10 protein-coding genes and 1 pseudogene are annotated in these 13,080 nt (G+C 66.4%); 5 read left to right on the top strand and 6 right to left on the bottom strand.

Features of this window, described 5'->3' with window-relative positions; all coding sequences use genetic code 11:
• Positions 1–286: 286 nt before the first annotated feature.
• Both G3N96_RS18770 and G3N96_RS18765 read left to right on the top strand, forming a co-directional pair.
• A complete protein-coding gene (locus tag G3N96_RS18770; protein ID WP_206138082.1) occupies positions 287–922 on the top strand; it encodes an XRE family transcriptional regulator in 636 nt (211 codons plus the stop codon).
• A gap of 135 nt (positions 923–1,057) precedes the next feature.
• The gene (locus G3N96_RS18765) at positions 1,058–1,567 is read left to right on the top strand and encodes a GNAT family N-acetyltransferase (protein ID WP_206138081.1); all 510 of its coding nucleotides are present in this window, start codon (positions 1,058–1,060) and stop codon (positions 1,565–1,567) included.
• A gap of 193 nt (positions 1,568–1,760) precedes the next feature.
• Here G3N96_RS18765 and G3N96_RS18760 read toward each other — a convergent pair whose 3' ends face one another.
• Positions 1,761–2,375, bottom strand: coding sequence for a fimbrial assembly protein (locus G3N96_RS18760; RefSeq protein WP_206138080.1), 615 nt, complete (start codon positions 2,373–2,375; stop codon positions 1,761–1,763).
• 530 nt (positions 2,376–2,905) lie between these two features.
• Here G3N96_RS18760 and G3N96_RS18755 point away from each other — a divergent pair.
• Together G3N96_RS18755 and G3N96_RS18750 are read left to right on the top strand one after the other, a co-directional pair.
• Entirely contained in the window at positions 2,906–4,264 is a 1,359-nt protein-coding gene (locus G3N96_RS18755) for an aspartate aminotransferase family protein (RefSeq protein ID WP_206138079.1), read from the top strand.
• A gap of 577 nt (positions 4,265–4,841) precedes the next feature.
• Positions 4,842–6,683, top strand: a complete 1,842-nt coding sequence (locus G3N96_RS18750) for an amidohydrolase (RefSeq protein WP_206138078.1) — start codon at positions 4,842–4,844, stop codon at positions 6,681–6,683.
• Positions 6,684–6,763: 80 nt separating this feature from the next.
• Here G3N96_RS18750 and G3N96_RS18745 read toward each other — a convergent pair whose 3' ends face one another.
• Both G3N96_RS18745 and G3N96_RS18740 read right to left on the bottom strand, forming a co-directional pair.
• A complete protein-coding gene (locus tag G3N96_RS18745; RefSeq protein ID WP_206138077.1) occupies positions 6,764–7,951 on the bottom strand; it encodes a M20 aminoacylase family protein in 1,188 nt (395 codons plus the stop codon).
• Positions 7,952–8,010: 59 nt separating this feature from the next.
• Complete coding sequence (locus G3N96_RS18740; protein ID WP_206138076.1) at positions 8,011–9,243, bottom strand: diaminopropionate ammonia-lyase; 1,233 nt, start codon at positions 9,241–9,243, stop codon at positions 8,011–8,013.
• A gap of 158 nt (positions 9,244–9,401) precedes the next feature.
• On the opposite strand from G3N96_RS18740, the gene G3N96_RS18735 reads away from it, so the two are divergent.
• Positions 9,402–9,878 (top strand): Lrp/AsnC family transcriptional regulator, encoded by a 477-nt coding sequence (locus G3N96_RS18735; protein ID WP_089459233.1) that lies wholly within the window; start codon positions 9,402–9,404, stop codon positions 9,876–9,878.
• A 71-nt stretch (positions 9,879–9,949) separates the two neighbouring features.
• Here G3N96_RS18735 and G3N96_RS18730 read toward each other — a convergent pair whose 3' ends face one another.
• From G3N96_RS18730 to G3N96_RS18720, 3 genes and pseudogenes are all read right to left on the bottom strand, one after another.
• Positions 9,950–11,674 carry a tannase/feruloyl esterase family alpha/beta hydrolase gene (locus G3N96_RS18730; RefSeq protein ID WP_206138075.1) on the bottom strand — a complete coding sequence of 575 codons (1,725 nt, stop codon included), beginning with the start codon at positions 11,672–11,674 and terminating at the stop codon, positions 9,950–9,952.
• Between the two features lie 33 nt (positions 11,675–11,707).
• The gene (locus tag G3N96_RS18725; protein ID WP_206138074.1) at positions 11,708–12,856 is read right to left on the bottom strand and encodes a porin; all 1,149 of its coding nucleotides are present in this window, start codon (positions 12,854–12,856) and stop codon (positions 11,708–11,710) included.
• Positions 12,857–12,920: 64 nt separating this feature from the next.
• A pseudogene (locus tag G3N96_RS18720) lies at positions 12,921–13,080 on the bottom strand (3-(3-hydroxy-phenyl)propionate transporter MhpT); the annotation flags it as partial.

Below are 13,080 nucleotides of genomic sequence, written 5' to 3'. Positions count from 1 at the left end.
ACCTTCGCAAGGCCCGCCGCGACCGGCCGGGAAAACAAATGGCTGGGAAAGCCGCTGCCGTGTACGGAATCGTCGGGCAACCGCCGCACGGGCGAGCTGTGCCGATACGCACACGTGTCGTTCACGCCGGCCGCACCGGCCCCGCGAGTTTCGCGCCGTCCGATGCTAGAGTGGCCGTCACGCCCATCATCGGCGATTTCGACGAAAATTATCATATACGAGAAAATTTATTCTCGTATACGACAAAACCCGTATTCACGTCACGTACGCCGCGCCCCGTATCCGCATGCCCAAAGCCACCGTCCCCGTTCCGCCGCCCACCGACGCCGCGCCGCAGCTCGACCACCAGACGGTCGGCGCGCGGCTGCGCGACGCGCGCAAGTCGCGCGGCCTGACGCTCGCGCAACTGTCCGAGCGCTCCGGTATCGCGGTGTCGACGATTTCGAAGGCCGAGCGCGGCGACATTGCGCTCACCTACGACAAGTTCGCGGCGCTCACGCATGCGCTCGCGCTCGACTTCGACACGATGTTCGGCCGCTCCGCACCCGCCGGCGCGATGACGCCGTCGTTCACGCCGGCCGGCCAGCAGATGGTCTATGACACGCCGAACTACGCGTACGGGATGCTCGCGAACGACCTGACCGGCAAGCGGATGGTGCCCGTGCGCGGGCGGATCCACGCGCGCAAGCTGTCGGACTTCGCCGACTACATCCGGCACAGCGGCGAGGAGTTCGTGTTCGTGCTGAGCGGCGAGCTGGAGTTGCGCTTCGAGAACGGCCATGCGTACCGGCTCGGCGCCGGCGACAGCCTGTATTTCGACAGCGCGGTCGGGCACGTGTACCTGAGTCTCGGCGACACCGATGCCGAGGTGCTCGCGTGCTGCGTCGACGGCGATGCCAAGCGGCCGCGCGACGCGATCTGACGATCCGAATGCGATCACGCGGCGGTGCCGAACGTCGCCGCGCAACACCGGGGTTCCTATTACGATAAGGACGATGCATCCCGCGGCCCCAGCGGCTCGCGCCGGCATGCACGACCATCAACCGGAACGCCCCCGATGACGATCACCACCCGCCTGCTCGATGCGGCCGACGCCGCCCGTTTCCAGACCGTTCGCCTGCGTGCGGTCGACACCGCCCCCACCTCCTTCCTGCCGACGCTCGACGAAGAATCGCAGGTGCCGGTCGACGAATTCGCGACGCGCATCACGCCGACCCATGAACGTGCCGTGTTCGGCGCGTTCGACGGCAATACGCTCGTCGGCATCACCGGCGTGCGCCGCGATGCGCGCGCGAAGATCGCGCACAAGGCGACGATCTGGGGCGTGTTCGTCGATCCCGCGTATCGCGGGCAAGGCATCGCGCAAACGCTGCTCGAAAGCGCGACCGCGCACGCGGCGCGGGAATGGGACTGCAAGCAGCTGATGCTGTGCGTGAACGAGGTCAACACCACCGCTGAGCGGCTGTATGCGTCGCAGGGGTTCGTGCGGTTCGGGACGGAACCGCGCTCGATGTTCGTCGATGGGCGGTTCTATGACGAACACCACATGATCAAGACGCTGGCGTAGCGTGCCGCTGCTGCGAACGGGAAGCGCCAGGCACCGCGCGTCGGCGCTCCCGTCATTCGCAGCGACGTCGGCCCACCATGGACCGGCGCCGAACACACGTCGAACGAAACAGGCCAAGTGTGAGCACACACCAACTTTCCATGTAACCCGACAGCGGCCAGTCGTGCCGCTGTCGGTTTATGCGCAAAAACTTTTATTGCAGCAACCCGACCGGCCAAATCCTTACTTGTCTACCGCCGCCCCGCCGCCCCGCCGCCCCGCCGCCCGGGATCGTATCGTCCCCCGCCGACGCGACCGGTTCGAACATCAGCACCAGATCGCCCCGGTAGCTTCCGTTGACCGCGACTGCCCCGCGCGTAGCCGGCGCATTCGCACTGATCGTCAGGTTGCGGGTTTCGTCGTAGCCATTGACGCCGGGCTTGACCAGGGTGAGCGTGCGCGCGCCGTCGTGCGCGATGTCCGCGCCGCCGGCCTTGTCCGTCAGCACGACCTTCGCGTCGGTCATGTCGTCGCGGCCGTTCGACAGCCTCAGCGGCTGCAGCAGCGCGACGCGGATGTCGGGATTCGTCGTGTAGACGCGGATCGGCAGCGTTGCGCCGAACGTCTGCGGCGAGCCGCCCGTCGCATTCAGCTCGACCACGCCATGTGCGGCCGCATCGCCCGATGTCGACACGAACAGGCTGTCGCCGATGTGCGCCGTCAGCCGGATCGTCTTGACGACGGCGTGCGGCGATGTCGGGGCCGCCTGGGCGATGCCGGTGAATGCAATGCATGCGCCCGCCGCGATGATGGATTTGCCGATCTTCATTTTTCTATTCCGTATTCAGGCCGTTTCGTGAAATCCGAATACCGCCCATGAGCGGTTCGCTTCGGACAAAACATTCCGCCCATTCCATTCAAATTCGATATTTCATTATCTCGAAATTTGAATGAAATATCCCCGTGGAATGCCATTTTCGCCATTGCACGCATGGGGCCGGCAATGTCCTTTCGCCGGCCTGCCCACCCTGCCGTCACCCTCCCGTAAGGCAGTATTCACCTAGCCATGTGGACATATTCACGCAACGACATACGTCAACGATAGGTTGCGAAAAACCGGAATCAAATACATGGAAACCTTTATGCCGATTTCCGCTTTTTATTTACCTTTGCTATCTCCTAATCAAATTGAATCGAATGGAAACATGAGCCGGGTCTTCGTGCTGCACGCACATCGACGTGCGCCTCATTGAATCGCCGCGTCCGAGCACCTGCGTCCGCCTCGGTAATTCCGCCTCTATTCAGCCCCCCGCGCTCCGCGCTATCGTCTTCGTCATCCTCACAGCCCAGGAGCTGCCTTTGCCTTCCCGCCACGGAGTCGACCTCATCCGCGCCCGCGCGCTGTTCGATCGCGAGCGCCGTGCATTCACCGAAGCCATGCCGGTCTCGCGCGCCCTGTCCGCAGAGGCGTCCGAGCACTTGCTGTTCGGCGTGCCGTTGCACTGGATGCAGGACTGGTCGACGCCGTTCTCGCTGTATGTGAAAGAAGCGCGCGGCGCGACCTTCACCGACGTCGACGGCCACCGCTACGCCGACTTCTGCCTCGGCGACACCGGTGCGATGTTCGGCCATGCACCCGAACCCGTCGCGCGAGCACTCGTCGAGCAGGCTACGCGCGGCTACACGACGATGCTGCCGAGCGAGGATGCCGCGTGGGTGTCGCGCGAACTCGCGCGGCGCTTCCGGCTACCTGTCTGGCAATTCGCGCTGAGCGCGAGCGACGCGAACCGCTTCGTGCTGCGCTGGGCGCGCGCGGCCACCGGTCGCAACACGATCGTGGTGTTCAACGGCTGCTATCACGGCACCGTCGACGACGTGTTCGTCGATCTCGTCGATGGCCGCCCCGTGCAGCGCGACAGCCTGCTCGGGCAGTCGTACGACCTGCTCGCGAACACGCGCGTCGTCGAATTCAACGACCTCGCCGCGCTCGAAGCGGCGCTGAAAGGCGGCGACGTCGCCTGCGTGCTCGCCGAGCCGGCGATGACGAACATCGGGATGGTGCTGCCCGATCCGGGCTTCTGGGAGGCGGCACGCGAACTGACGCGCCGCCACGGCACGCTGCTCGTGATCGACGAAACGCACACGATCAGCAGCGGCCCGGGCGGCTATGCGGTCGCGCACGATCTCGAGCCGGACATGCTGGTGGTCGGCAAGCCGATCGCGGGCGGCGTGCCGTGTGCGGTGTACGGGTTCAGCGCGGCATTCGCCGAACGCGCGAAGCAGGCGAAGCTGAACGCGCCGCCCGGTCATTCGGGGATCGGCACGACGCTCACCGCGAACATGCTCGCGATGCATGCGATGCGTGCAACGCTCGCCGAAGTTGCGACCGACGCGGCTTATGCGCACATGTTCGAACTCGCCGCGCGATTGGCGACGGGGCTCGAACAGGCGATCGCGAAACACAAACTGCCGTGGTGCGTGACGCGCATCGGCGCACGCACCGAGTTTCAATTCTCGCCGGTGCCGCCACGCAACGGCACGCTCGCCGGCGCGCAGCTCGACAGCGAGCTCGAACACATCGTGCACCTGTACCTGCTGAATCGCGGCGTGCTGATCACGCCGTTCCACAACATGATGCTCGTGTGTCCGCAGACGACGGCCGACAATGTCGACCGGCTCGTCGCGCAGTTCGACGCGTGTCTCGGCGAGTTGATCTGATGGCGTGAGGCAACCGGCGAATGCGGGCGCCGGCTTGCCCGGTTCGTCCGGTTCGCCCCCCGCGGGCCATCCGGTTCGGGGGCCCGCTTACTGCCCAATCTGCTTGCCATCGCCCGACGCCGCAGTGGGCTTGAACAGCAACACGAGAACACCGGCGTAGCGCCCGTTCAGGGCCAGCGCGTCCCTGCTGTTCTGCAGCGCATTGATCTCGCCGAAGCCGCTGCTGCACGGCCTGACCCGGGTGATCTTCCAAACGTAGCCGGCGTGCCACCCGGCGTGACCTTCAGGTTGACCATCGCGAATCCCGCAGGCCGTCAGAACGTGTAAGGATTTTGATCTTGATCCATACGCAAGCCGTGTTTATACATACGATTCAGCATTGACGCATCATGGCCTCGGCGCCATCGCGTTGAATGCGGCACCCGCGACATTCGCCAGCGGGGTTGTCGAAGCAAGCCGCACCGATGCCGATTGATCTTATCCGGCATCCTATTCTTTGCAATATTTAGAATTCCGAAATTGTCTGTAGCGAACAACGAACCAATCCAATGCAATAAAAACCAAAAAGGAGCCAATGATGTTCCATCGACACCAGCTCGGATGTGCATGCTGCAGCCCTCATCTGGTCGCAACTGCCCTTGGCCGGGGCGAACACGAATGGCAGGATCTGATCAAGGAATTGATCCAGCTCGCGGCGCATCGAGCGCCCGAAGCCGTGATCTTTCACGGTGGACGCATCTATCCGGACCCGGAAGACACCAGCTTGCAAGTCGGCGCGCTGGGTATCGCCGACCACAAGGTCATTGCCGCCGGGACGCTGGATGACGTGCGTCGACGCGTACGCGAAAAATTCCCGGAAGCACGCGAGCAGGAGCTCGAAGGCAATCAGACCTTGCTTCCCGGCCTGATCGAACCGCACATGCATATCCTGCCCAGCGCGGTGTTCCAGACCAAGCCCTGGACGGACCTGTCACCGTTCGACGATCAAAGGCTGCGCGGCGACTACGGCGAACGCTTTATCCGCGAGCAACTCGAGGATGCCATCACCGACGCGAAGAAGTCCGGCGAAAAGTGGGTGTGCGGCATTGGCGTCGACCCATCGCTGATGAGCGAATGGCTGGATATCGACAAGCGCTGGCTGGACGGGGTCAGCACGGAAATGTGCCTGTTCCTGGTCAATGCGTCCGGGCATCTCGGCTATGCCAACAGCGCCGCCTTGCAAGCCGCCGGGCTCGAAGAGAGCAACGCCGACGGCGTGCTGACCGAATCGCAAGTCGGCCTGGTGATGAAAGTCATGCCGCCGCCGAAGCCGGTGGATCTGCTGTACCAGATTTTTGAAGTGATGAAGGATGCGAACAAGTGTGGCATTACCACCTTGTTCGATGCCGGCCTGGGGATGGGAATCGGGTTCTACGAAGTCGTCCTGATGCAGACGCTCGCGAAAACGAGCTTGATGCCGGTTCGTGTGGGCGCGGCATTGTTCGGCAATAACGACCTCTGGCAATTGTGGCTGAATCAATTCAAACCCCAACTGGACAGCCCGCCCGAAGCGCTATTTACCATCCGGGCCATGAAACTGATTGCCGACGGCTCCAACCAGGGGTTGACCGGCCTGCAACGCCAGCCCTACAAGTGTTGCGCCGAACACAGCGTTCCCGGCGTGGGACCGAACGGCCTGTTCAACTTCAACCCGGTCGACACACTGGCTCAGATCATGCAGGAAGTCGTCGCGGCCGAATGGCCGGTCCTGACCCATGCCAATGGCGATGAAGCCATCTCCAACGTATTGGCTGCCTACCAGCTGGCGCTGAGCAAGGTTCCGCCCCCGCCGTCAGTCTCGCCCCAACCTGCCAGCGCACCGGTCGAGTTGCGCCACCGGATCGAGCATGCGTCGCTGCTCGGCGACGACGACCTGCGCACGATGAAGCGGCTGTCCGTGTCGCCCAGTTTCCTGATCGGCCATGTCGGCTACTGGGGACGCGCATTCCAGAAGACGATTCTGGGTGAAGAGCGCGCACAGAAGCTCGATCGATGCAAGTCGGCGCTGCGCGAAGGGCTTCGCATCAGCCTGCACAGCGATCGTTTCGTCTCCCCGCTGGGGCCGTTGCGCTACATGGACCAGGCAATCGGACGCGTCATGGAAGCCGACCCGGAGCTGGCGGTGCTGAATGAAGCCGAACGCCTGAGCCCGGCCGAAGCACTGCGTGCGGTGACCATCGACGCGGCCTGGCAATGCCACCTGGACCATCAGATCGGCTCGTTGAAAGAGGGGAAGCAGGCCGACCTCGTGATCCTGGAACAGGATCCCCTGCAGGCCACGCCGGGGAGGAGCTATCATCAACTACGCGACATCCCGGTGGTGGAGACCTGGGTCAGCGGGCGCAAGGTTTACTCGGCTTCCGACACGGCAACCCGGTAAACCATCGCGTTCCGACACCATGCGGCCCGGATCGCCGATCACGCGCTTCGTTTCGACAACCCGTGAGCGGCGATCGTCTTTCATCGCACGCCGCGCGGCTCGCGCAGCGCGAGCCGCGCCACCGCCTCGAAATACCGCGCGCCGATCGACAGAATCTCGTCGTTGAAGTCGTAGCCCGCGTTATGCAGCGGCACGCCGCCGCGCCCTGCCGCCTCGCCGTTGCCGATGAAGACGAAGTTGCCGGGCACCGCCTGCAAGAACGCGCCGAAGTCTTCCGAGATCATCATCGGCTGGACGTTCGCGTCCACGTTCTCCGCGCCCGCGACCTGCGCCGCGGCCTGCACCGCCGTGTCGACCCATTCCGGCGAATTCACCGTCGGCGCGAACTCGTGCGTGTACTCGAACGTGCAGGTCGCGCCGTGCGTGCGGCAGATCCCTTCGCTGATCTCGCGCATCCGCGTGGCCAGCAGCGCCTGCACGTCTCGCGAATAGCTGCGCGTATCGCCCTTGATCGTCACCGTCGACGGCAGCACGTTGCGCAGCCCGTCGGTGATGAACTCCGTGCACGAGATCACGGCCTGCTGGCCCGGATCGAGATTGCGCGACACGATCGTCTGCAGCGCGAGCACGACCTGTGCACCGATCACGATCGGATCGATGCCCATGTGCGGGCGCGCCGCGTGCGTGCCGCGCCCGTCGATCCTGATCACGAAGTTGTTTTCGCTCGCCATGATGCCGCCCGCACGCGTCGAGAACGTGCCCGCGCGCATCCCCGGCATGTTGTGCGCGCCGAAGATCGCGTCGACCGGAAAGCGCTCGAACAGCCCGTCGGCCATCATCGCTTTCGCGCCGCGGCCATGCTCCTCGGCCGGCTGGAAAATGAAACGCACGGTGCCGTCGAAATCCTTGCGCTCGGCCAGCAGTTGCGCGGCGCCGAGCACCATCGACATGTGGCCGTCGTGCCCGCATGCATGCATCTTGCCGGGCGTGCGCGACGCGTGTTCGCGGCCCGGCGCGTGCTCGGCGATGTTCAGCGCGTCCATGTCCGCACGGATGCCGATCGCGCGCTTGCCGGTGCCGGCCGTCAGGTTCGCGACGAGCCCCGTGCCGCCGATCCCGCGATGCACGTCGAGCCCGAGCGTCGTCAGGATGCGCGCGACGTAGTCCGACGTGTTCACCTCGTCGAAACCCGTCTCCGGATGCTGGTGCAAGTGGCGGCGCCAGGTCTTCAGTTGCCCCTGCAGCGTGCTTTCTTCGGTTGCGTCCATGGTGTTGGCCTCGTCAGTCGTAGTCGGTCGTGGTCGATCGGGATCGGTCGTGATGTCGTTCAGGCCGCCACTGCCGCGCGGTCGAGCCAGGCGCGCTGCCGCGCGAGCACGGCGTCGGCCGTCTCGCCGACGCAGCGCAGGTACACGGACGGCGCCGTCGCACCTTCCGTATTGATCGCCAGCACGCGCGAATGCGCATCGAGCCCCACCTGCCGCGCGAGCACCGGGTCGCGCATCAGCACCTCCAGCCCCGCGACGCCCGCCGCGCCCGATTCGCCGGCCACGAGCGGCACGTCGCGGTCGCTGCCGGCCGCGAGGCCGCGCATCGCCTGCACCGCGTCTTCGTCGTCGATCAGCATGAAGTAGTCGATGCACATCTCGAGGAAGTCCCACGCCAGCGGCGACGCCTCGCCGCACGCCAGCCCGGCCATCACGGAATCGACGCTGCCGGTCGCCCTGGTCGCGCGCCCCGCGAGCGCGCTCTGGTACAGGCAGTCGGCCTGGCGCGGCTCGACGACGATGAAGTGCGGCCGCTGCACGCCGTCGCGCTCCCACAGGTAACTCGCGACGCCCGCGGCGAGGCCGCCCACGCCGCCTTGCAGCAGCACGTGCGTGAACGGCCGCCCGTCGTCCTGCGCCGCCTGTGCGGCGGCCTCGGCGGCAATCACGCCATAGCCCTGCATCACGTCGCGCGGAATCGCTTCGTAGCCGTCGTACGACGTATCCGACACGACATACCAGCCGTTCGCCTGCGCGAGCTGCGCCGCGCAGACGACCGACTCGTCGTAGTTCCCCTCGATGCGCACGATCCGCGCGCCGTACGCGGAGATCGCGCGTTCGCGCTCGGCGTCGACGTGCGCGTGCAGCACGATCACGCACCCGCAGCCGATCGCACGCGCGGCGGCGGCCAGCGCGCGGCCGTGATTGCCGTCGGTCGCGCTGATCACCGTCAGGTCGGCCAGCTCCGCCGCGTAGCGGCCGGTGACGAGCCCTTGCGGATCGAGATCCTGCGTGCGTCGCAGCCGCTTCACGAGCCGCACCAGCGCGATCGGCGCGCCGAGCGCCTTGAAGCTGCCGAGCGGCGAGCGGCACGACTCGTCCTTCACGCTGACGCTCGCGACGCCGAGCCGCGCGGCGAGATCGGGCAGCGCGCGCAGCGGCGTGCGCGCGTTGCCGACGAGCGGCCAGTGCGACAGCCACGCGCCGCTTTCGTCGGCCGAAGCAATGTTCATCACGCGGCGCAGCGCGTGGGGATAGGCGACGCGCGAGGCGCGGGGGTTGGCGATCAGCATGGCGGGCAGCACTCCGTGAGTCGGTTCGGGTCGGGCGCGCACGGGTTGCACGCGCCGCCGGTTCGAAAAATAATATTGCGCATGCGGATCAATAAAATCGCCAAATCGGCGGCCGTCACGCAAAAATTTCTCATTCTTTCGAGGCTTCACGCGCCATCATGACCACCCCACTCGATGCGTTCGATCGCAAGCTGCTGATGGAAATCCAGCGCGACGCGCAAACGCCGCAAAGCGAGCTCGGCGCGCGCGTCAACCTGTCGACCGCGGCCGTGAACCGTCGCCTGAAACGTCTCGCTGACGAAGGCGTGATCGAGCGCTACACCGCTGTCGTCGCGCCGGACAAGGTCGATCATCCGCTGACGATCGTCGTCAACGTCGAGGTCGAAAGCGAGCAGATCGACCAGCTCGACGCGATGAAGCGGAGCTTCGAGCGCTGCCCGCAGATCCAGCAGTGCTACTACGTGACGGGGGAATGGGATTTCGTGCTGATCCTGGCCGTGCGCAACATGGATCAGTACAACGCGCTCACGCGCGAGCTGTTCTTCGCGAACAACAACGTGAAGCGGTTCAAGACGCTGGTGAGCATGAGCCGCGTGAAGGTCGGGCTCGAGGTGCCGGTCGAACCGGGCGAGTAAGTGAGCGGTTGCACACGTGAGGCGACCGGCGCGCAAATGCATGCGCCGGCCGCCTCCCATCGACGGCTACGTCAGCGACAACTGAAGCTCGCCGCCGAATTCACGTCGCCCGACCCGTTGTAGCGCGCCACCTGCGGATACGGGCACAGCGGCCGCGTCCGTCCCGCGCCCCATGACGCGGGCACGTCCGCATTCGGCACCGCGTTCGTCGCATCGCGCGCGGTGGCCACCACCGCATTGGGCGCCTGCCCCTGCTCGACCCAGGCCACGAGCGGCGTCAGCAGGTCGAACTGGTCGGCCGCCGGCCCGCCCGAGCAGTGGTTCATCCCCGGCACCGGATAGAAACGCGCGAAATCCGACGCATCGCCGCCGTTCGCTTGCGCAACCCGTGCGTACCAGTCACGCGTGTCGTCGAACGAGAACACCGGGTCGCCCGTGCCGTGATAGACGAGCAGCTTCGCCCCGCGCGTCTTCAGCGCGGACAGGTTGGTCTCGTCGGGCGGCGTCATGAACGTCCACGCGGATTGCGTGTACACGCCGCTGGTCGCGAAGATCGCCGGCGCGTCGTTGTCCATGTCGAAGCCGAGCGCGAAACCGGGCAAGTTCGCGAGCGCCGCGGCGGTTTTGGGCGGCGACATGAACGTGAACGCCATCGCGGCCGGGTCGAGCGTGATCGAATTCGACTGCTTCCACGCGGCCCAGCCGCCGCCGGCGATGCCCGGATCGTACGGAAAGCCCGCGTAGAGCGCCGTGCCCGCGCTATTGCGTGCGCCGGTGAACACGTTCTCGAGCGCGGTCTTCTGCGCGGGCGTCAGGCATGCGCCCGTGCGCGTGCCGTTCGCGCAGGTCGGGATGTCCGCATCGACGCTGAAGTGCGCCTGGCACGCGGCGACGTCCTGCACCATCCCGTCGGCCGCGCCGTCGAGCGCATCGCATTTCTCGAGGATCTTCGCGCCGACGAACTGCCGCTCCGCGTCGTTGAAGCCGCTGCGGATATCCGGCAGCCCGTTCGAGCCGGTCGCCGATGCGATCTTCGCGAACTGCTGCGCGCCGTACATCTCGCCGATCGCCGCCTTCGGCAGATGAAAGCCCGGATCGCCCGCGATGATGCCGTCGTAGTCCGCCGGGTTGCGCACCGCCGTGACCATCGCGTGACGGCCGCCGTTCGAGCAGCCGCCGAAATAGCTGCGGTCGGGCGCCTTGCCGTACGCGAGCCGGATCACCTGCTTGGCCATCGGCGTGAGCGCGTCGACCGCGCCGTAGCCGTAGTCGATGCGCGCCTGCGGATCGAGGCCGAACAGCGGATTCTGCGCGGCGCTGTGCCCGGAATCCGAGCTGATCACCGCGAAGCCCTGGTTCAGCGCGTCGGTCAGCGGCCCGCCGCCGCCGATCTCGCCGGTCGCGGTCACGACGTTGCCGTCGAGGCCGCCGTTCGCCTGGTAGAAGAAGCGGCCGTTCCACGCCTTCGGCAAGCGCATTTCGAAGCCGATCGCATAGGTCTTGCCGTCGACCGTGCTCACGCGCTCGTTCATCTTCCCCGCGATCACGCAGTGCTCGGCGATCGGTTTGCCCGCCACCGTGAGCGCGCCGGCGGCCGCGGTCGTCACCGACGTGAACGACGTGTTCGCATACGCGAGCTTCGCGGCGAGCGCGTCGCAGGTCTGCGCCATCGCGGCCGGGGTCGCGGCGCTCAGGTGCGTCGGTGCGGAATTCACCGAGTCGTCGCCGCCGCAACCGGCGAGCATCGCGGCGGCGGACAGCGGTGCAATACAGAGGAATGCAGATTTCCTGTTCAAGATAACTCCCGTTCGGTTCGTCACGCCGGTGAATCAGAACATGTGCCGCACGCCGACCATCGCGCCGAGCTGCCCCATCCCTTCGCCGGGTGTCGTGCCGGGCCCGCCGCCGCTGACCGAGTAGCGCGCATGCGCGCTGTTCCACAGATACGACGACTGTGCGTAGACCGCCGTGCGCTTCGTCAGCAGATAGGTCGCGCGCAGCGTGGCCATCGTCGCGCGCGTGTCGTGCGCGCTGTTGACGATCCGGTAGCCTTCGCCGTCGACGACGAAATCGGGCTTCACCGCATACGACGCGCCGACGAAGAACAGGTCCGAATGCGCGCCGGCCGCGGCCGGCGAACCGGTCGACACGCGCCGCCCGATCCAGCCCGCGCCGATCTTCGCGCCGGCCGCCTGCGCATACGCGCTCACGTGTACGCGCGCGTCCTTGCCGCCGCTGCTGGTGAAGGGAACGGGCGCCACGCCGTCGAAGAAGTTCGCGGCCGCGCCGGTGCCGCCGCGCTGTTCCTCGTACGACGCCGCCGCACCGAAATACGCGCTGTCGTACTTGAGCATCACCGACCAGTTGCGGCACTGGACGGCGTCGCCCGGCACTTGCCCCGCGCACGTGCCCTGCCCCGGCGAGTTGCCGGTGCCCGCGCCGTCGCGGCCGAACGAATACGCGGCGCCGAACGTCACGCCGCGATACGCGCCGACGTAGGTCACCGCGTTGTCGACGCGGCCGTTCGGCACGTACGCGTCGAACGAGCCGAGCCCGTAGATGTCGGGGCCGATGATGTCCGCGCCCTGCAGCGCGAGATAGGTCATCGTGTACTGACGGCCGAACGCGAGCGTGCCGAAGCCGCTCTTCAGCCCGACGAACGCCTGGCGCCCGAACAACCGGCCGCCCTGGCCGAGATCGCCGCCGCGCACGTTGAAGCCGCTTTCGAGCGTGAACACCGCCTGATAGCCGCCGCCGAGATCCTCGGTGCCGCGCAGCCCCCAGCGCGACGGCAGCTCGCCCGTCACGCCCGGCATGCGCACGACGTGGTCGCCGGCCGCGTTCGCGTGCGACACGAATTCGACGCCCGTGTCGATGATCCCGTACAGCGTCACGCTCGACTGCGCGTGCGCGACCGGCGCGGCAAATGCGCAGCACGCGCCGGCGGCCACGAGGCCGTTCCTTGTCTTCGTTTTCATTTCGTTGCGTCTCCAGACCTTGAGTAAGCGCGCTCTGACGGCGCGCATTGATAAAAACGAAACGTCAGTCGCCGGCTTGCGGGCGGCGAATCAGCAGCAGCGCGGCGCCGGCCGCGACGAGCGTGACGGGAATGCTCGCGCCGATCACGACGGGCGCGCTGCGGCCGGCGGCCAGCAGCGTCGCGGCCGCGAGCGGCCCGACGACGGAACCGAGCCGGCCGACG

This window comes from Burkholderia sp. Se-20373 (assembly GCF_017104705.1).
Taxonomy (GTDB): domain Bacteria; phylum Pseudomonadota; class Gammaproteobacteria; order Burkholderiales; family Burkholderiaceae; genus Burkholderia.
Note: the sequence above shows the minus strand (reverse complement) of the source record. Positions and strands in the feature narration are given on the sequence as shown.